The organism is Streptomyces sp. NBC_01341, assembly GCF_035946055.1.
Taxonomy (GTDB): domain Bacteria; phylum Actinomycetota; class Actinomycetes; order Streptomycetales; family Streptomycetaceae; genus Streptomyces.
Genome location: NZ_CP108364.1, coordinates 7017550 through 7036904 on the forward strand (window position 1 = coordinate 7017550; position 19355 = coordinate 7036904).

Annotated in this window: 14 protein-coding genes; 3 read left to right on the plus strand and 11 right to left on the minus strand. The window is 70.8% G+C overall.

All coding sequences use genetic code 11. The annotated features are described in order from the left end of the window. Positions 1-24 precede the first annotated feature (24 nt). The 7 genes from OG206_RS30815 to OG206_RS30845 form a co-directional block, all read right to left on the minus strand. A complete protein-coding gene (locus tag OG206_RS30815) occupies positions 25-1014 on the minus strand; it encodes an NAD(P)H-dependent flavin oxidoreductase (protein WP_327121866.1) in 990 nt (329 codons plus the stop codon). Then, positions 1011-2630 (minus strand): AMP-binding protein, encoded by a 1620-nt coding sequence (locus OG206_RS30820; RefSeq protein ID WP_327121867.1) that lies wholly within the window; start codon positions 2628-2630, stop codon positions 1011-1013. Before OG206_RS30820 ends, OG206_RS30815 begins: the two co-directional genes overlap by 4 nt. Further along, complete coding sequence (locus tag OG206_RS30825) at positions 2627-3514, minus strand: enoyl-CoA hydratase/isomerase family protein (protein WP_327121868.1); 888 nt, start codon at positions 3512-3514, stop codon at positions 2627-2629. Before OG206_RS30825 ends, OG206_RS30820 begins: the two co-directional genes overlap by 4 nt. A 1-nt stretch (position 3515) precedes the next feature. After that, positions 3516-4721: a CaiB/BaiF CoA transferase family protein gene (locus OG206_RS30830; RefSeq protein ID WP_327121869.1), complete on the minus strand. Its 1206-nt coding sequence runs from the start codon at positions 4719-4721 to the stop codon at positions 3516-3518. Next, complete coding sequence (locus OG206_RS30835; RefSeq protein WP_327121870.1) at positions 4718-5488, minus strand: enoyl-CoA hydratase/isomerase family protein; 771 nt, start codon at positions 5486-5488, stop codon at positions 4718-4720. The genes OG206_RS30830 and OG206_RS30835 overlap by 4 nt, the downstream gene beginning before the upstream one ends. A gap of 26 nt (positions 5489-5514) precedes the next feature. Further along, a complete protein-coding gene (locus OG206_RS30840) occupies positions 5515-6444 on the minus strand; it encodes a hydroxymethylglutaryl-CoA lyase (protein ID WP_327121871.1) in 930 nt (309 codons plus the stop codon). 62 nt (positions 6445-6506) lie between these two features. Then, positions 6507-6992, minus strand: a complete 486-nt coding sequence (locus tag OG206_RS30845; RefSeq protein ID WP_327121872.1) for a MarR family winged helix-turn-helix transcriptional regulator — start codon at positions 6990-6992, stop codon at positions 6507-6509. Positions 6993-7101: 109 nt separating this feature from the next. On the opposite strand from OG206_RS30845, the gene OG206_RS30850 reads away from it, so the two are divergent. The 3 genes from OG206_RS30850 to OG206_RS30860 all read left to right on the plus strand — a co-directional run bounded on the left by OG206_RS30850 (position 7102) and on the right by OG206_RS30860 (position 11594). Further along, positions 7102-8457, plus strand: coding sequence for an MFS transporter (locus tag OG206_RS30850; RefSeq protein WP_327121873.1), 1356 nt, complete (start codon positions 7102-7104; stop codon positions 8455-8457). Between the two features lie 221 nt (positions 8458-8678). Then, positions 8679-9383: a GPR1/FUN34/YaaH family transporter gene (locus OG206_RS30855; RefSeq protein WP_327121874.1), complete on the plus strand. Its 705-nt coding sequence runs from the start codon at positions 8679-8681 to the stop codon at positions 9381-9383. A gap of 258 nt (positions 9384-9641) precedes the next feature. After that, the gene (locus OG206_RS30860; protein ID WP_327121875.1) at positions 9642-11594 is read left to right on the plus strand and encodes a LamG-like jellyroll fold domain-containing protein; all 1953 of its coding nucleotides are present in this window, start codon (positions 9642-9644) and stop codon (positions 11592-11594) included. Between the two features lie 205 nt (positions 11595-11799). Here the strand turns inward: OG206_RS30860 and OG206_RS30865 are convergent, their stop codons facing one another. The 4 genes from OG206_RS30865 to OG206_RS30880 all read right to left on the minus strand — a co-directional run bounded on the left by OG206_RS30865 (position 11800) and on the right by OG206_RS30880 (position 19110). Further along, complete coding sequence (locus tag OG206_RS30865) at positions 11800-12372, minus strand: hypothetical protein (protein WP_327121876.1); 573 nt, start codon at positions 12370-12372, stop codon at positions 11800-11802. A gap of 47 nt (positions 12373-12419) precedes the next feature. Further along, entirely contained in the window at positions 12420-13832 is a 1413-nt protein-coding gene (locus tag OG206_RS30870) for a S8 family serine peptidase (RefSeq protein ID WP_327121877.1), read from the minus strand. A gap of 148 nt (positions 13833-13980) precedes the next feature. Next, a complete protein-coding gene (gene proP / locus OG206_RS30875) occupies positions 13981-15486 on the minus strand; it encodes a glycine betaine/L-proline transporter ProP (protein ID WP_327121878.1) in 1506 nt (501 codons plus the stop codon). Between the two features lie 456 nt (positions 15487-15942). Further along, a complete protein-coding gene (locus OG206_RS30880) occupies positions 15943-19110 on the minus strand; it encodes a discoidin domain-containing protein (protein ID WP_327121879.1) in 3168 nt (1055 codons plus the stop codon). Positions 19111-19355 lie beyond the last annotated feature (245 nt).

Sequence of the window (19355 nt, forward strand, 5' to 3'; positions counted from 1 at the left end):
ATCTGTGGGGCCCTGCCCCGACCGTCACCCGGCCACGACGTGCTGCGCGCCGGTGACCTGGGGCAGGGGCAGACGGCCGAGCGCGATCCGGTACTCGGCGACGATGCGCTCGACGACCTCCGCCGCGGGGAGGACCGCGTCGACGAGGCCGGCGGACTGACCTGCCTCGACCTTGCCCTCGCCCATCAGGCCGTGCAGCGCGGCGTCCTTGAGACTGGAGGCCCGGAACGCCTCACGCCGGACGTCGAGTTCGGCGCCGGACTCCTCGAGCTGCTGCATGCGTGCGGTGAAGTCGTTGTCCAGCGCACGAATGAGTCCGAGACCGTGCCCGACGGTACGGGTGTCCTCCACGCCCGCCGCGAGGACCGCGGCCTTGTACTCCGCGTGCACGGTGGCCTCCTCCGTGGCGAGGAACCGCGTGCCGAACTGGGCGGCGCCCGCTCCCAGCGCGAGCATCGCCGCCAGCCCCGCTCCGTCCGCCACTCCGCCGGAGGCGATCACGGGAAGGTCCGGCACGGCCGAGACGACTGCCCGGACGAGCACCTGGGTGGTCACCAGTGCGGGCGGCGGATGCCCGCCGGCCTCCGCTCCGACGACGACCAGGCCGTCGACACCCGAGTCGGCGGCCTTGCGGGCGTGCTCGACACCCGCCACGACGTGCAGGCACACGGTGCCGACGTCCTGGAAACGCCGCAGATAGCGGCGCGGTCCGCCCTGAGAGGCGATCAGCACCGGGGGACGCCGGGCGAGAAGCAGGTCGATGACGTCGTCGGCCCCCGCCCGGTACAGCGGCAGGTTGACCCCCCAGGGCAGGTCGGTCCCCGCGGCCGTCTCGTCGAGCACACGCGCGAGGTCGTCCAGGCGCATGGGTCCTGCGGCGACGACACCCAGCCCCCCGGCCCGGCTGACCGCGAGGGGAAGAGCCGAGCTCGACGAGGCCCAGGACATGCCCGCCTGGACCACCGGGAGGCGTGTGCCGAGCAGGCGGGTGACCGGAGTGGGGATGCTGGTCATGCGGACACCTCGTGGTCCGTCCCGGCGAGGAGCCCGCGGGCGTGCGCGGCCAGCCGGTTGCGCTGGATCTTGGAACTGGCGGTCATACCGATGCTTTCGAAGCCGTCGACGATACGGAGATGACGGGGAACCTTGAAGCCCGCCATGCGGGTACGCGCCCACGCGATCAGCTCGTCCTCTGTGGTGCCGGGCCCGGTGAGCACGACGAAGGCGAAGGGCACCTCGACCAGCCGTTCGTCGGGAACGCCGACCACGACGGCCTGCCGGACGAGCGGGTGGCGGTGGAGCGTGTTCTCCAGATCGGCGGGTGCGACGTTCTCCCCGCCCACCCGGATGATGTCCTTGGTCCGCCCCACGAAGTGCAGGCGCCCCGTGGCGTCGAGAGCGCCGACGTCACCGGTGGCCAGCCAGCCGTCGGCGTCGATGACCGCGGCGGTCGCCTCGGGGGCGTCGAGGTAGCCCTTCATGACGTTCCATCCACGCACCAGGATCGAACCCGGCTCGCCGGGGGCGCAGTCGCGGGTTCCGTCCGCCGCGCGGATGCGGACCTCGACGCCGGGTTCCACCAGCATCGCACCGGACGCCCTCACCTCGTCGTCCTCCCACCAGCAGGACTGGGCGACGTTCGGGGACGCCTCCGACAGCCCGTAGCCGGCGACGCATTCGGCAGCTCCCAGCTCGTCGATCACCCTGCGGATCACCGTGGGGGAGGCCGCGACCCACGCACCCCGGAGGCGGAGCGTCCGGCGCGCTCGGTCGGGGTGGTTGAGCAGCATCAGCGCGATGGTGTCGTTGCCGGAGAAGTGGGTGCAGCGCTCCAGCTCCATCAGCCGCAGTGCCTCGGCCGGCTCGAACTTCGGCATCGTCACCAGGGTGGTGGCGTGCTGTATCGACGCCAGCACGGACAGCGTGCTGCCGGCGACGTGGAAGAAGGGCCGGGCACTGTGGAAGCGGTCCCCGGGACGCAGGCCGAGACGGGCGCCGGAGAAGAACGCGTCGGCGCACATGCTCCGCTGGATGAGGAGTACGCCCTTGGGCCGAGAGGTCGTCCCGGAGGTGTACTGGACGAGCAGGACGTCGTCCGGAGTGCCGGTCGCGGGGGCGTCGCCGGTGCCCCCGGACAGGAACCGCGGCCAGGACGTCGCCCAGCCGGGCACCTCGTCGCCGCACACGACGACCCGGCGCAGGCTCGGCAGACGGGGGCTCGCCGCGGTTCCGTCCGCGCCGACGCCGAGATCACGCAGGATCCCGGTGAAGTCGACGCGCAGTACCCGGTCGGCGACGAACAGGGTGGTGACCCCGGCGTGGACGAGGGTGTGTTCCACCTCGTCGGCGGTGTACCGGGTGTTGACCGGCACGGTCACCGCACCGACCGATCCCAGGGCGACGAACAGAGCCACCCAGCGCGGTCCGTTCCCGAGGCACAGACCGACACGGTCGCCCCGGCCGATGCCGGCGCCCACGAGAGCGGACCGGATACGGGTGACCTCGGCGGCGAGCGCGGCGTAGCTGAGGCGTTCCCCGGTGGTCACCACCGCCTCCACGTCGGGGGCCAGCAGCGCCGCCCGCTCCAGCGCCTCGTGAGCGGTCAGGGGGCAGGCCTGCCTGAGGTTCATCGCTGCTCCTCGTCGATGGTCGCGGAGTCGGTGGTCGCGGAGTCGGTGGTCGCGGTTTCGTCGGTCCCGGAGCTGTCGATCAGGGAGCGGTCGGTCGGGGAGTCGCCGGAACCGCGGCGTGAGAACCGTTCCACGCCGTCGCGCCAGCCGCCGTCGGACAGGCATTGTTCGATGGCGGACATCTCGATCCGTATGCCGCGGTCGAGGTCGGTCTCGCTGCCGAGGTCGACGGCCCGCTTGGTGAGGGCGATGGCCAGCGGAGGCGCACCGGCGATGGCCGCGGCGACGTCCGCCCCGGCCTGCGCCAGACGGTCGTCCGGTACGACACGGGCCACGACGCCCAGGTCCAGCGCCTCGGCGGCGGACATGGAGCGCCCCGTGAAGAGGAGTTCCTTGGCGCGGCGCTTGCCGATGGCCCGTTGCAGGCGCTGGGTGGCGCCGACCGTGCCCCAGTGCGGTTCGGGGAAACGGAAGGTGGTGCCCTCGGCGGCGACCGCGAAGTCCGCGGCCAGCGTGATCTCACCGCCGGATCCCACGACGGCGCCGTGCACGAGGGCGACGACCGGGCGGCGGCACTCCTGGACGGCCTGGTAGGCGGCGAAGGAGGCGAGCCGCCGCCGGCGGACCCAGGCGGCGTCCCGGCCGGCCCGTTCCTTGAGGTCGGCTCCGGCGCAGAAGGCGGGCCCGCGGGCGGACAGGAGTACCACGCGGACGTCGTCGGCGGCATCCAGTTCCTCGAACACGGACCGCAGTTCCCGGCACATCCGGAGGTCGACCGCGTTGCGTGCTTCGGGCCTGGCCAGTTCGACCCGGGCGATGCCGTCGGTGACCGCGCACGTCACGCGGGGTGTGTCCGGACGGGTCGGTTCGTCGGCCGTGGTCATCTCAGATCACCCCCGCGGCCCGCAGGCCCTCGATCTCGCTGTCGTCCAGGTCGGCGAACCGCGCGAGCACGGCATCGGTGTCGGCACCCAGCAGCGGCGGTGTGCCCACGGGTACCGGATCCCCGCCGGTCTCGCGCAGCGGTGTGCGCAGGGCCTTGAACGTGCCCTCGGTGGGGTGCTCGAATTCGGTGACGACGCCCCGCGCGTGTGCCTGCGGGGCAGCCAGGGCCTCGCGTACGTCCCGGACCTCCCCGGCCGGGACGTCGGCGGCCCGCAGGTCCTTCAGGAGCTGCTCGCGGTCCCGGTCGCCGACGGCCGTGCGCAGGGCGGTCATGACCCGGTCCCGCTGGGAGACGCGTCCCGCGTTGTGCCGCAGGGCCGGATCGGCGCCGAGCTCCGCTAGGCCGAGCACGGAGCAGAGCGGCGCCCAGTGCTGGTCGCTTCCGCTGATGTGCAGCCAGCCGCCGTCCGCGGCCCGGAACGCCGCGGACGGGACACGCCCCGGGTGCTGGGTGCCGGTGCGCACCGGGTCCTCGTCCAGCGCGAACAGCCTGGCGGCGTTGAGGGCGTGAAGACTGAGCTGGACGTCCATCATGGAGACGTCGAAGTGGCGGCCGCGGCCGGTGACACCCCGGCCTGCCAGCCCGGTGAGGGCGGCTATGGCGATCCAGAGGCCGGACGTCATGTCCGCCACCGGTATGCCGGTCTTGCTCGGCGGCCCGTCGGGCTCACCGGTCATCGCCATCACACCGGACAGGGCCTGGAAGACGGTGTCGTAGCCCTTGCGCATGCGGTCGGGTCCGCTCTGCCCGAAACCGGTGGCCGAGATGTACACGAGCCCCGGGTTGTGCGTGCGGAGATCCTCGTACCCCAGGCCCAGACGTTCCATGGCGCCGGGGAGGAAGTTCTCCACGACGATGTCGGCCCGGGCGGCGAGCCTGCGGGCGACGTCCCGCCCGCGGGGGTCCTTGAGGTCCAGGGTGACCGAGTGCTTTCCACGGTTGAATGCGAAGAAGTACGCGCTCTCACCGTGGGGGAGACGGGGTTCGAAGCCGCGCGTCTCGTCGCCGCCGCCCGGTCGTTCGACCTTGATGACGGTTGCTCCCTGCTCGGCGAGGATCTGGGTGGCCATCGGGGCGGCCAGGACCCGGGAGAAGTCGAGGACGGTGATGCCGTCGAGCGGGCCTGACGTGGTGCTGTCCGTCACCTGCGGAACCCCCGCATCAGTGCGTTGACGTCCTGGCCCGCCCGCATCGCGGCCTCGGTGGGCAGGTCCGCGACACGGTAGAACAGGTCCTTCGCCGCCCGGAGCGCACGGGGCTCGACCGCTGCCCACCGCTGTGCGGTCTCCAGCGCGGAGTCGACCACCTGGTCCGGTTCCACGACGCGGTTGGCCAGGCCGTGCTCCAGGGCCTCGGCCGCGGTCAGCAGCCTGCCCGTGCTGATCAGTTCGAAGGCGAGCTTGCGGTTCAGGTGCCGCTGGAGTCCCGTCATGACCAGGGCCGGGACGATGGAGTGCCGCAGTTCGGGGTAGCCGAACTTCAGGTCCGTCGCCACGACCGTCATGTCGGCGCCGATGGCCAGTCCGGCCCCGCCGCCCACGGCCGCACCGCGCACGGCGGAGACGACCGGCGTACCCATCCGCTGCATCTGGGTCTGGACGCGTGCGGTCAGTTCCGCCCGCTCCAGGACGGCCCCGGGCCGGTCCGGTGTGAGGGTGGAGAACTCCGACAGGTCGGCGCCCGCGCAGAAGGCGCGGCCCGCGCCGGTGAGGACGACCGCGCGGACCCGCTCGTCGTCCTCGGCCGCGGTGAGCGCGGTGCTCAGGGCGCGGGTGAGCGCGGTGTCCAGGGCGTTGAGCTTGTCGGGACGGTTGAGCGTGAGGACGCGGACGGATCCGCGGTCCTCGACGAGCAGTGTGCCGGGGGCGGCCGTAGCCGCGTCGGCCGGCTGCCCGCTGGTCGTGACGGTCACAGAAGATCCTCCTCGGTGGGCGGGGGTCAGGCGGCGGCGGAGGGCTGGAATCCGGCACGGGCCACCATGCTGTGCAGGGGGCGGCCCAACGCCGCCTCGCAGGCCCGGGACGCGGTGGCGAGTGCCTCCGGGTCGATGCCGGTGTCCACGCCCATGCTCTCGAACAGGGACACCAGGTCCTCTGTGCACACGTTCCCCGTGAGGCCGGCTCCATAGCCGATCTTCGACGGGTGGCCGCCGACTCCTCCCAGGGCGCTGTCGAAGTGCCGGCAGCCGGCCTCCAGGGCGGCGACCGCGTTGGCGACGGCCGTCCCGCGGGTGTTGTGGAAGTGGGCGATGAGCGCGAGTCCGGGGTGGGCACGGCCCAGACGGTCGAAGAGGGCGGCGACCGTCCTGGGGGTGGCGACGCCCGTGGTGTCCCCCAGAGTGACGGCGTCCGCGCCGAGATCGACGAAACGGGCGACGTCATCGGCCACCCGCCCCGGATCCACCTGCCCTTCGAACGGACAGCCGAACGCGACGGACACGACGCCCACGAGCCGGAAGCGCCCGGCCGCCAGGGCGGCCATCTCCTCGACGCGCTCCCACTGCTGCGCGCGTGTGCTGCGCAGGTTCTTCTGCGTATGGCTCTCGCTGGCCGACACCAGCAGGCTCAGTTCCTCGGCGCCCGAGCCGCGGTCGAGATCGGCCAACGCCCGCTCGACGGCACGCGGGTTCGGGCACGTCGCCTTGAACGCCACGCCCGGCCGTCGGGTGACGCCCTCCAGGACCTCACGGGCGTCCGCGAAGGCGGGCACCCACTTCGGATGGCTGTAACTGGTCGCCTCGATGCGGCGGAAGCCCGCGTCGGCGAAGGTGTCCAGCAGGGCGATCTTGTCCGCGGTCGGCACGAACGTGGGTTCGTGCTGCAGCCCGTCACGGGCGAAACACTCGCAGATGGTGACCATGTCGGTCATCGAGCCACCTCCTCAGGATGACTCGACAACTTGTACGCCCCACGTGTTGATAATGTCAACAGCTACTTCTCGTCGAGCTGTTCCCGCTCCCGCTTCTCCAGGGGCAGTGCCAGGTCTGCCAGCTTCTCCAGGGCGCGCCCCAGGACCTCCGCCTCCTCGTCGGAGAGCAGTGCCGCGAAGGCCGCGTCCCGCTCGTTGGCGGCCGCGATGAGGCCCCGGTACACCTCGACCCCGGCGTCGGTCAGGGCCAGTTGCCTGCTGCGGCCGGCGCCCTCGGTGCGGCGGACGAGGTCACGTTCGACCAGGCCGCGCACGACGCGGCTCATCTGGGCCTTGTCCAGGCCGGCCCGTCGGGCGAGCCGATTGAGCGTCAGTGTCGGATCGGCCGCGATGAGGGCGATGGTGCGCCATTCGCCGAGGCTCACGTCGAACTCGCGGCGGTACCTGAGTGCCGCGCTGCGCGAGAGGGCCGACGATGTCCGCGAGAGCCTGTAGGACAGCAGTTCGGAGATCGGCGCCAGGTCCCGGCCGTCATCACGTTTCACCATGGGCCGCATGCTATCTCCGTTGAAGGTGTTGACTTTATCAACTTGAGCATCGGAAACTCGCCATGCCCGCCGCTCTCGGCGACATACCTCGACAAAGGAGTCGTACGTCGTGGCCGACCCCTCGACCTCCATCGCACAGCAGGACGCAGTCGACACCTCCGAAGTCGACCGCGCGGCGACCTACCGCACCATCGCCTGGCGCGTCATGCCGCTCCTGGTCACCTGTTACGTCGTCAGCTTCATCGACCGCACCAACATCGGGATAGCCCAGCAGGGACTCGAGAGGGACCTCGGCTTCGGCTCCGCCGTCTACGGCCTCGGCGTCACCCTGTTCTTCGTCGGCTTCATCCTCTTCGAAGTGCCGAGCAGCGCCCTGCTGGCCCGGCTCGGCGCACGGAGGACGATGGTCCGCATCATGGTGTCCTGGGGGGTCGTCACCCTGGGCACCTCACTGGTCCACAACGAGATCACCTTCTACATCGCGAGGTTCCTCCTCGGAGTGGCGGAGGCCGGCTTCTTCCCCGGCGCCCTCTACTTCCTGTCGCGCTGGTTCCCCTCCGCACGGCGCACACGCATGACCGCGGTGTTCTTCGCGGGCGTACCCGTCTCCGGCGTGCTGGGCTCGCTCATGTCCGGCAGCATCATGAAGGCCTTCGACGGCAGCACGGGACTCGCCGACTGGCAGTGGCTGTTCATCATCGAGGGGATTCCCCCGATCCTCCTCGCCGGTGCGGTGATGCTGTGGCTCGTCGACGAACCGGAGCAGGCCCGCTGGCTGAGCCTCGCCCAACGGGCCGCCGTCCGCGAGGACCTCGACGCGGACCAGAGGCGCAAGGCCGGGAGGGCGGCCGGCAAGGGGCACGGTGGACTCCTCCTCGCCCTGAAGGACCCCAAGGTATGGACCATCGGCCTCTGCGCCTGCGGCGCCTACACGCTCGCCAACGCGGTGTCGTTCTGGACGCCGCGGATCATCGCCGACGCGGGCGTGGGCGACGTCCTGGACCTGGGCCTGTTCTCCGCACTGCCGCCGCTGCTCGGCATCGTCGTCATGCTCATCGTGGGACGGCACTCCGACCGCACCCTGGAACGCCGCTGGCACGCGGCCCTCAGCTGGACCGTGGCGGCCCTGGCCATGGTCGCGATCTCGCTGTCCGGGGACGACGTCGCCCTGGTCGTCGCACTCCTCGCCGTCCTGGCAGCCGCGCACTACTCCGGCCTCACCGTCTTCTACTCCATCCCGTCCATCTACCTGGGTGAACGCGCGGCGGCCACCGGTATCGCCCTGGTGACCTCCATGGGCTCCTTCGCCGCCGCCGCATCGCCCTCCCTTCTCGGGTTCATCCAGAGCAGCACGGGCAGCCTGTCGCTCGGCCTGCAGATCAGCGCGGGAATCGTGCTGCTCGCCGTCGTCCTCCTGCTCGTCGGAGTCAAGGCGAAGGACCTGCGGGAGGAGCGCCCCTCCTGACGTTCCCGGCGCGAGCCGGGGGAGGGCCGGTGCGGCCGTACGGACGCCGCACCGACCCTCCCCCGCAGCCTTCGTACCGGGGCCCCGCGGGGAGACACCCCGTCCTTCGGCGGCGGACCGAAGGGCCTCTCCCGTTGCCGCTGATCCGGGCGGGCGGCGAGGCGTCCGCGAATCGCACGGGCACCCGCGATGCACCACAGCCCGGCCCGTACCCTGCAACGATGCCCCAGACCTCTGACACACCCGGCCCGTCCGAACCACTCACCACCGACGCGGTCACACGCATCGTGCTGCGCCCCGTCGCGAGCCCTCTTCCCCTGGGCTTCTTCGCCCTCGGCATCGGCAGTGTGGTCCTGTCCTCGCTCCAACTCGGCTGGGTGCCGACCGGGCAGAGCGAGATGCTGCTGCTCCTGGTCCTCATCTTCGTCGTCCCCCTGCAGTTCGTCGCCGGACTCTTCGCGTTCCTCGCCCGCGACGCGGGTGCCGGCACGGCGCTGCTCCTGCTCGCCGCCGCCTGGGCCGGAACGAGCGTGACCTCCCTCGACTCTCCGCCCGGCCGGCCCGTGGTGGCACAAGCCGTCTTCCTGCTGGCGCTCGTCCCCTTCGTCCTCGCACTCGCGGGTGCGGCGGTGCAGTCGAAGCCCCTGTTCGCCGCGCTCCTCACCCTCACCGCGCTGCGCTTCGGACTGACGGGTCTCTACGAAGCGGGCACGGGTAACACGCTGCAGGTCGCGGCCGGCTGGACCGGCATCGTCATCGGCGTCTACGCGCTGTACGGCGGACTGGCGCTCCTCGTGGAGGACGGCAAGCAGCGCACCGTACTGCCGCTCTTCCGGCGTGGGGCCGCACGCAGGTCCATCGAGGGCGACCTGCGTGAACAGCTCACCCCCGCGCAGCAGGAAGCCGGAGTCCGCCACCAGCTGTGAGGCGTGGTCCGGCTCTGCGGTGAAGCCCGGACACCGGTTGCCTGCCGCCGCCGTCCGGCGGCGGCTGTGACGGAGCGCAACCCGCTCAGGTCGCACCTTTCTCGCCTACCGGCCGTTTTACGGCCATGAGGCCCGATACGCACTTCTCGTCGTATACAGACGCCTGACCTCCGGTGGTCATCTCGCGTACGCCCTGTTCGAGGAGCTTTTGACCCACGTCATTGCATCTTGAACCACCTACCCGAGAAGGACCCCCACATGTCCCACACTGGTGACACCGAGTCACACGAGCCGAGCGGGCACAACAGGCGCGGCTTCCTGCGCAACGCGGCTCTGGCCGGTGCGGGGGCGGCCGCCGCGAGCGTCGGCGTGACCGCGTTCGGCGCGACGCCCGCGTCCGCCGCGGAAGCCTCCGGACACGGCCCGTCCGCCACGTGGAGCCCTGACCCGGCCTCGCTCCAGTTCACCCTCGCGGTCATGCCGGACACCCAGTTCCTCTACTGGGGCAGCCAGGACAGCGTCAACAGGACGCCGCAGGAGGAGTCCTTCCGCTACATCATCGAGAACAGCGGTTCCGCCGGCGACAACATCGTCTTCATGGCGCATCTCGGCGACCTCACACAGGACGCCGATCCTTCGTCCTTCGAGCAGGTCGACAAGGCGTTCGGGATGCTGGACAAGCACGGGGCCGCCTACAGCGTGCTGGCCGGCAACCACGACGTCACCGGCGACGACAGCCGCGGCGACACGCCCTACCTGCGCACCATGGGCCCGCAGCGCTTCAGGCGGGCGAAGACGTTCGCCGGGGCGGACCGGACGGGCTACAACACCGCGCACGTCTTCGAGGCGGCCGGCCGTTCGTGGCTGCTCCTCGCCCTTGACTGGCGGACCACCGACCAGGGCTTCGCGTGGGCCAACGACGTGATCAAGGCGCACCCGAAGATGCCGGTGATCCTCACCTCGCACGACATCGTCGCCTCGCCGTACGATGACAACGTTTTCCCGTACGAGTCCGGCGACCCGGAGAACAACGCCGTACTCTCCGGCTACGGGCAGACCGTCTGGGACAAGCTGATCAACGACAACGACCAGATCTTCCTGACCCTCAACGGTCACTACTGGCCGCCCGGGCGCACGACCAGGAAGAACGGCGCCGGCAACGACGTCGACATGCACATCACGAACTACCAGAACCGCTACTTCGGCGGTGGCGGCATGATCCGGCTGTACCACTTCGACCTGGCCCGGAACACGATCGACGTCGAGACCATCAACCCCTGGATCCTGGCCCAGGACCCCGAGTCGCGCAACGAGCTGGCCGCCGAGCACGCCCGGATCACCGGCCCGGTCGACAACTTCTCGGTCCCGATCGACTTCGAGCAGCGGTTCTCCGGCTTCATACCGATCCCGGTCCGTCCCGCGCGCCCGGCCCACAGAGAACTGGTGAAGGGCACCCTGGCGTACTGGCGCTTCGACGGACAGGGCGCCCCCGGCGCCTCGCTCAGCGCGGGCCAGAAGGTCCCTGACCTGTCGGGCAAGGGCAACGACCTGACCGTGGTGACCGTGCCGGGCACGCCCGACGGCGCGCTGTCCTGGTCCGCCGACCACCACCCCGACCAGCCCGGCCACGCCAGCCTGAAGTTCGTCGGCGGCAGGAACCCGGTCAACGGCTCGTACCTGACCACCGGAGCGAAGGCGCCCCTGAACACCGAGACGTTCAAGGGCGGATACACGATCGAGACCTTCGTCAGGATGCCGCTGGACTGGGACGGGGGCAGGAACGGCAACGCCTCGATCCTCAGCCGCCGCGGCGCCGCCGGAGACGCCGGCAAGCACGGCAGGAACACGGACCCGAAGGAGCCCCTGGCACAGCTCGCCATCACGAACAACGGCCGCGAGGCGCAGTTCAACCACTACCCGACGAACGACACCTACCCCACGACCAACTGGGGTCACGGCATGCCGGAACTCAAGTGGTTCCACCTGGCAGTCGTCAACGACGGCCGCCACACCAAGCTGTACGTCGAGGGTGCTCCCGTGCTCGACAACCCGAGCAGGGTGTCGGCCGGACTGACCTCGCTCGGCCTGCCCTGGCTCGTGGGTGGCCATGAGTACGCGGGCGCGATCGACGTCGTCTTCCACGGCAACGTCGGTGACATCCGTATCGTCGACCGGCCGCTGTCCCACCGTGAGTTCCTGACCGCCGAGTAGCGCTGCCCCCGCTCGGGCGTGTTGCCGCCCGGCCGGGGAGGCGGGGAGACGCGCGGCGTGACGCCGAGACGCAGGGGCCGGTCCAGGAGGACCGGCCCCTGCGTCGTTCACCGTCCTGATCCCTCCGGAGCGGCGGCAGCCGAAGCGGAGGCCGGGTCAGGCAGACGCCCGGACGTCAGAAGACGAAGGCCGGGACGAGGAGAGGTCAGAACGATTCCTCGCCCTGCCCCAGTCCGAGGCCGGTGGTCCAGGACGTGAACGACACACCCGCCTGATAGACGTCGGTGTCACCCGGCGCGTAGAAGTACGTGCTCCGGCTGCTGGCGTCGGGCATGGACAGCGTCAAGGCGTTGACCTTGGCGCCGTGTTCGGGCGAGTCGGGGATGTTGTAGATCGCCGTGGTGTGCAGCGGCGAGTCGGGCCTGAGCACGAGGGTGCCGCCCCGGCCGTTCGCACTGACCGGAGCGGGCTTGCCGTCCTCGGCCTTTCTGACGGTGATCAGCGGGGTGTCGCTGAGCGTGCAGACGACGCCGTCGTGGGCGAGCAGCGTCAGGTCGAATCTGCGCTTGCTGAGACCGGCCGTGTAGCCGCCGAAGTGGAACGAGACGTCCTCGATGGTGCACGGACGGGGAGTCGTCGGCTTGGCCGGGGCCCGGGTCGCGGCGGGCGTGCCCGCCGTCGCCCGGTCACCGATGGTGGCGCTCGCCACCGCTGTACCACTCAGCAGCAGGGCGGCGACGGCTGCCGCGACTGCGGCGGCACGGGAATTGAGACGCATGGGGTACCTCCACGAACAGTAGGAATGCGGTCGGCCGGCGCGTGCGTTCAGAACGCGCCGAGCCCGTGCGGAACACCCAGACCGGTCGGTCCGTCCCAGCCGGGGCCCGCGTTGCACAGCGCGGGGCTGATCGCGGGGTACGAGGTGCACTGGTGGTAGATCTCGTTGTTGCCGCTCGTGACGTCCGTGAAGGCACTCTTCGGCGCGCGGTAGAGGCTCGCGGGCCCGTCGACGGCCGAGAGGTGGCCGGCGCGGGCGAACAGTCCGGCCACGTAGGGCGCCGACGCGCTGGTCCCTCCGGCGACGACCCAGTTGTTGGGCTGGTCGCTCAGCGGCGCGTAGGTGTCGTACACGGCGACACCGGTGGCGGGGTCCGCGTCCGCGGAGATGTCGGAGGCCGCCCGGTGGCCTCCGCAGGCGGCGGCGACCGAGGAAGGCTGGCCCTTGGCGGCGGGGAACGCCTGCTCGCATCCGCTGCCCGCGGCGTACCAGGCTGCCGCCTCCTCCCCGGCGGCGGGCAGGGAGACTCCGCCCACGCTGATCACGGACGGCAGGGCGGACGGCCAGAGCTGGTGCACGCCGCTGTTGAAGCCCCCGTCGCCGGTCGAGGCGGCGATGGCCACACCCTTGTGGTCGAGTGCGGTACGGCGGAAGCCGTGCGTGTTCTGGACGTCGGCCCGGAAGCCGTAGCTGATGCTGACAGCCGAGGCGCCGGCTGCCACCGCCGTGTTCACCGCCTGCGCGAAGTCGCCCGTGGACACGTCGTTGTCGTCCTGGGCGTCCTGCCAGGGCACGGAGATCTCGAGGAGCCGGCAGGACGGGCAGGCGGCGGAAGCCATGTCGAGGTCGAGCGCCGTCTCGAGGGCGGCTCCCTCCTCCATGAGCCGGCCCTGGTCACCGGTCTGCGGAGCCGGCCGCTTGCCGCCGTCGTAGTTCATCAGGGAGAGGCAGCCGGAGGCGATGGTGCACGCCGGCAGGCCGAACGTCTTGCGGTAGACGGCGAGGTCCTTCTCCAGCGTCGGATAGACACCCGCGTCGATGATGGCGATGGTGCCGGTGCCGCGCGAGGCGGCGGGCAGCCCGTAGGCCGTCTGCAGTTCGGCCGGACCGTAGCCGGCGGGTGCCGCAGACCGCAGCGGGGTGTCGCCCTTGGGGCCCTCGGTGACGACCTCGGCGTGACACGTGGGGCAGACCGGTCGCGAGCCGTGGTGATCGAGCAGTGTCCCCTCCTTCACCTGCTGGTGCAGGCGGGCGACACCCTCACCCGAATTCGCCTCCCCGGTAAGCCGTGTGACGGGCAGTGGGGGTATGACGACCGCGTCCGCGGTGGGTGCCGCCGAAGACGGCGCCGTGTTCGCCGTGAGCGCGGAGCACACCAGCCCGGTGACCGCTGCCGCCGTGAACGCCCACCGGCGTGCCCCCGTCGCCGGTCCTGCCCATGTCCCTATTCGTCGCCTCACGCGCCCTCACTTCACTCTGTGGGTTCGGGGTTCGTCGCCGTTTCGACATGGAGAACCCCTGACACCCTTGCAACGGGGCTGCTGTGGCATGGAGTTGTGTGTTTGTGATCACATCACCGTCAGGCCGCGTCCGGATCAGCGGGTGCGGTCACTTCCTGTGGCTGTCCCCGCTCCAGGGATGCCGCATCCGGATCCACACGTCGCGTGCCTGTCTGCCCGCACGTGTCCTGCTTCGGGCGACGAGGACGCGCGCCTGTTCCGCGGTCTCCACCATCGGCCCGGAGCCGCGCAACGGCTTGCCCGCCGTCTCGTGCAGGAAGAAGGTGGCGGCCAGACCGACGATGCCCGCGACCATCAGGTAGTACGCCGGGACCATGTCGTCTCCGGTCGCCTCCACGAGGGCGGAGGCGAACAGCGGTGTGGTCCCGCCGAACACGGACACGGAGATGTTGAAGGCGATCGACAGGGCGCCGTAGCGGATGCGTGTCGGGAACAGGGCCGGGAGCGTCGAGGCCGAGGCGCCCGCGAAACAGACCAGCAGCAGCCCGAGGACGCAGCAGCCGATCGCCGGCAGCAGGATGCCGCCCTCCTGGATGAGCAGGAAGGCGGGAATCGCCAGAACGACGAGGGCCACGCTCCCCGCCAGGAAGACCGGCCGCCGGCCCCAGCGGTCCGACGACCTGCCGACCGTCGTGATGGTCAGCACCACGAGCAGCATCGTGCCCAGGACCAGCAGTTGGGAAGTCGTCTCGGGCTCGCCGAGCGTCTGTGACATGTACGTCGGAAGGTAGGAGGTCACCATGTAGTTCGTGACGTTGTAGACCAGCACCAGGCCCATGCAGATCAGTACCGCCTGCCAGTGACCGGTGAAGATCTCCTTGAGCCGGCCCTTGCCGGACTGACGCGCCTGCTCGACGGGGTCGCCCTCGGCAAGGGCCTCGGCCTGTGCTTCCTCCTCACGCCGGAAGACGGGCGTCTCCTCCAGCTTCAGCCGCATGTACAGGCCGATCAGGCCGAGCGGGCCGGCGACGAAGAAGGGAATGCGCCACCCCCAGTCCGTCAGCCCGTCCGTACCGAGGACCGCCGTCAGCACGGTCACCAGCCCCGAGCCCAGCGAATAGCCGACGAAAGTCCCGAAGTCCAGCCAGCTGCCGAGGAATCCACGGCGTTTGTCCGGCGCGTACTCCGCGATGTACGTGGTGGCGCCCGCGTACTCACCTCCGGTGGAGAACCCCTGGACCAGACGGCACAGCAGCAGCAGCAGGGGAGCGGCGAATCCGATCGTGGCGTACGAAGGGAGGAATCCGACGGCGAAGGTGCTCGCCGCCATCATGATCATCGTGATCGCCAGCACCTTCTGGCGCCCCACACGGTCGCCCAGCGGGCCGAAGACCAGACCGCCGAGGGGACGTACGAGGAAGGCGGCGGCGAAGGTGGCAAAGGTGGACACCACCTGCGCACCGGGCGAGCTCGACGGGAAGAAGACCTTGCCGAGGGTGCCCGCCAGGTAGGCGTACACACCGAAGTCGAACCATTCCATGGTGTTGCCGAGCGCCGCGGCCGTCACGGCGCGTCGCACCTTGGGGGGATCGGTGACGGTCACGTCCTCGGCGGCCAAGGTCTTCTTGCGGCGACGCAGCAGCGTCCGCAGCATCTGGTCCGTCGCCCCGCGGTCACCTCGGCGGCGGGGAACACCCGGCTGTCGTCTCGGTCCCGGCATGACTGTCCCGCCCTCTGCCGTAGCGCCGCACCGCGCGGCGCCGCCTCTGGTCCTCCGTAGGGGGCCCACCTTGTCTGCCCGTTCCCCGGAACGTCGCGTGACTGTGCCGCAGGAGTGAGCCAGGGGACCCGTACGGACGAGGCCGGACGGGTGATCGCGTGCGAGCGTCACCGGGCCGTGGGCCCCCACGGACGCGGTAGCGGAATCAGGTGCCGAGCACACCGTTCCGCGCCCTCGACCGTCGGTGCTGCCTGGTGGTCACGCCCTCCCACTCCTCGGGAGGCGCACGTGAAGACGCCCCGCCGAGGACCGGAAGCACTCGGCGGGGCGTCACACCCGCGAGACCGCGAAGTCCTCGACGGGGCGTCACTTCGCTCGGATCGAGGTGTCCTACCGAGGCGTCACCGACAGCGACCTCAGCCTGGCGTGTCCAGCGCGCCACCCCGACACGTCGAGCGCCACGTAGCGAGCGGTGGCCTGGGTCGTCAGGCCTCGTACGGCGGTGTGGCCCTGGAGTGTTCCCCTCCGCGCGTAGGTGACTCCGTCGTCGCTGAACTCGATCGTCGCGCCCGGAACGCGCCCCGGGGTCCATTCCGTCACGACCCGCCCGATGGGCACGGAGGAACCGAGATCCACGACCAGCCGGGCTTTGTCCGAGCCGGGTGTCCACGAGGTCCCTGCGTCCCCGTCCACCACGGCGGCAGGGTCGGACATGCCGCCGGGGAGAGGACCGGTGGGGAACGTCTCACAGCCGAGGGCGGCGTCATTGAGCGGGTAGGCGGTCGTGCCCGGTACGGACACCTTGCGGGTCCTGCCCCTACGCAGCCGGACCCGTGTCCTCCGGCCGTCGCCGGAGGCCACGACCAGATCGCAGGCCGGTCCGGTGAGCCACAGCGTCGAGGCGTCGACGACATCCGCCCGGACACCTGCCGGGACCGCCGCTCCCGTCGCCGTACGCAGGGTGAACCGTGCTGCGGCGATCTCGGCCGTCGCGGCGGCGAGTTCCGCTCTGAAATCGGTTCCCTCGGCGGTCACGGTCTGCGAGCCGGCATACAGGTGGAGGCCGTCGTCCTGCCCGGGCACGGATACCACGGTGTTCACCGGCTCGGATGAGAGGTTGAACAGACTGAGGTGGCCACCGACCGTGCTGGCGTGGACCACGGGGTCCTGAGCCAGCGGCGCCCTCCGGGACGCCGCGGCCTTCACGTCGGCGGGGTCCCCGTTCGGGTGACCCTCCACGGTCACGGCTTCGGCCGGACCGTCGGACAGGATCACGACGTCGCCGTAGACGGCCAGGGGATTCCCGCCGCCCCGCACGACCAGTCCGGCCCGCCCGTCCACCGAGAGCCAGCCGCCGCGGCTCGTGAGGTCCGCTTCGGGGAACCGGGCAAGGTCCGTCCAGGTCTTCCCGTCGTCGGACCCCTGCACCCGGTACGCGGTCGCGGCTGCCGACTCCCATGCCAGGGTGAGGTGGTCGAACTCCGTGGTGCTGCCGAGGTCCACGCTCAACCAGCTGTCCTGACGGCTCCGTTCGCCCACGGCCACGGCCCAGCGGGTGCTCGCGTCACCGTCGAGCACCCGCTCCGCCCCGTAGCCCGTCGCTGCCGACGACGCCGTGGCGGTGCGGCCGCGGGCGAGGTCGGGGCCGCCTTCGCCGTTCGTGACGCCGAAGGTGTAGAGCGAGTACCCGTACTGCGGGTGACCGGAGACGCCCTGCATGCGCACGTGGCGGCAGGAACTCCTGGGGAGTGCCAGTGTGTCGACGCGCGGCCCGGGCTTGACCTTGATGGTGCCGCTGTCCGCGGAACCCACCTCGGCCGAGCCGTCAGCCGCGGTGTACGTACGCGTGCCGTCCAGCCCGGCGAGTCCCGGCATGGTGAGGTTGTGCACCCGCAGGCGCCCCTCCCCGGGGGCGGTCCCGCTGGTCGCGTAGACGACCGCCCCCGACGGCAGCGTGGTGAATCCGGCGAACCCCGAGTCGAGCTGGAGCAGTGTGGCAGTGGCGTCGAGGCCGTCACGCACCTCGGTGTACGTGGTGGCCGAACGGTGCAGTACCTTCGCCCCGGTGGAGGGAAGGAACACCGGGCTGTTGCCGCTCAGCGCGAACAGCCAGTCGTCGTGCGCGGGCTGCCAGGCGAACTTGACGAAGCCCGGCTTGCTCACCGACGCCGCCCAGGCCGCGGGGGACTGCTGGACCACCAGCCCGGGACCGGGACCGAAGTCCCGCACTCCCGCCGCCTTCTCGAAGAACTCCGTGTCGGACAGCGGGCGTACGATCCCACCGTGCGACGCCCGCCACCGGTGGAGCAGGTAGCTGATGGCGATCTCGGCCCGGGCCTCGGGTTCGTACTTCGCCTCACCCGAGAACTTGGCCAGCCGGTTGACCGGAGCGTAGCCCTGGTAGGGGGCCAGCCGCTCCGCCATCGCGGCCTCGGCCCAGGCGGCGGCCCGGTCGCCCGTCACCTGCGCGAGGAAGGCCAGCGGAATGACATCGCGGCCGTAGAGGTGCTCGCGGTCGGCCACCATGGGCATCAGCGGTTCCCCCGCGTCACTCATGACCATCAGGAGGGTCCGCCACAGCGGCTCCGCGTTCGGCTGCGCCGTCAGGACCTGTGGCATGGGGCGTCCTGCGGTGATGAAGTGAGCCGCGTTGCGGCCGGAGGTGCGCCACAGCTCCTCCTGGTAATGCGGGCCGAAGGACTCGTGGTTCTCGACGATGAACGTGTCATAGAGGTTCGTCGCGGTGTTCGCGTTCACGGCAACACCGTCGACCAGGGCGGGGTTGGCCAGGTCCGCGGCGGGCAGGCCCGCTTCGTTCCTGGTCCAGCGGCCGAAGGCCGCCTCCCAGTCGCCGTGGCGGGGATCAGCGGACGACCAGGCGAGGCCGGGTGCCAGTGACTGGGCGTAGACGCCCATCTCCTCCAGCTTCGTGTCGCCGACGAAGCCGCCCTTGAGCCCGTTGGCCGTCCACCCCCCGGAAGCGGGGTCGGCCGAGGTACCCAGGGCTGTCGTGTACTGCGCCTGTTCCGCGGCGATCGTCTCGACGTTCTGCCGGGTGGCGGCGTCCAGTTGGTCCCAGAGCAAGCGGGCCGCGAGCACGAAGTACAGCTGGAAGGTGGTGTCGAAGAACAGTTTCCGGCCCCATTCCGTTCCGCCCGTGAGGCGGTTGGACGCGGCGAAGTGCTTGATGGTGGCCAGTGTGCGACTGAGAAGGACGTCCTTGCCGATGCCGGCGCGCTCGGCGTCGTAGGTGCCATGGGTGAGGAGTACCGCATGGCCGAGTACGACGGCGAAACCGAAGTCCTTGGCCGTGTAATGGCCGAGTGCGTCGTCCCATTGGGTCTCCGCCCAGCGGGTGTGGGTGAGAAGGGCCTGGTAGTAGGTGGCCGCGATGCTGTCCTGGTCCACCGGGTCGGCGGGATGCCCACCGGGGTGGGCGGGCGCCGCGGCAGCCGCCGACCCGGTGGTGAGGGACAGGGGACTGGCGGCCAGAAGTCCTGCCAGTCCCGCGAGTTGCACGAAACGACGCCTGTCGTAGTGGGCCGGGTCGCTTGACATGGGTCCTCCGAAGCGTACTGACAACGTTGTCAATGTGGTGGCTCATTTTTTACCCGGCCCAGGCGGCCGTCAAGGGGCCTGACCGCCTGATGTGCGACGGAACGCCGTGACCCGGAAGGCGGCACCGTGTGGCCGAACACGCCCCCGCCCCCAGTCCGTCGAGGACACGTCCGACCGGATGCGCCGACGGCAAACAGACAACGACCTGGGGAGGAATTCGAGTTCTGATTCACTGAGGTACATGG

Bases quoted from the DNA above. Each gene is read 5' to 3' on its own strand.
- OG206_RS30845 (WP_327121872.1), bottom strand. From the start codon at position 6,992: ATGGTGAAACGTGATGACGGCCGGGACCTGGCGCCGATCTCCGAACTG.
- OG206_RS30825 (WP_327121868.1), bottom strand. From the start codon at position 3,514: ATGACCACGGCCGACGAACCGACCCGTCCGGACACACCCCGCGTGACG.
- OG206_RS30880 (WP_327121879.1), bottom strand. From the start codon at position 19,110: ATGTCAAGCGACCCGGCCCACTACGACAGGCGTCGTTTCGTGCAACTC.
- proP (WP_327121878.1), bottom strand. From the start codon at position 15,486: ATGCTGCGGACGCTGCTGCGTCGCCGCAAGAAGACCTTGGCCGCCGAG.
- OG206_RS30840 (WP_327121871.1), bottom strand. From the start codon at position 6,444: ATGACCGACATGGTCACCATCTGCGAGTGTTTCGCCCGTGACGGGCTG.
- OG206_RS30820 (WP_327121867.1), bottom strand. From the start codon at position 2,630: ATGAACCTCAGGCAGGCCTGCCCCCTGACCGCTCACGAGGCGCTGGAG.
- OG206_RS30855 (WP_327121874.1), top strand. From the start codon at position 8,679: ATGCCCCAGACCTCTGACACACCCGGCCCGTCCGAACCACTCACCACC.
- OG206_RS30815 (WP_327121866.1), bottom strand. From the start codon at position 1,014: ATGACCAGCATCCCCACTCCGGTCACCCGCCTGCTCGGCACACGCCTC.
- OG206_RS30865 (WP_327121876.1), bottom strand. From the start codon at position 12,372: ATGCGTCTCAATTCCCGTGCCGCCGCAGTCGCGGCAGCCGTCGCCGCC.
- OG206_RS30860 (WP_327121875.1), top strand. From the start codon at position 9,642: ATGTCCCACACTGGTGACACCGAGTCACACGAGCCGAGCGGGCACAAC.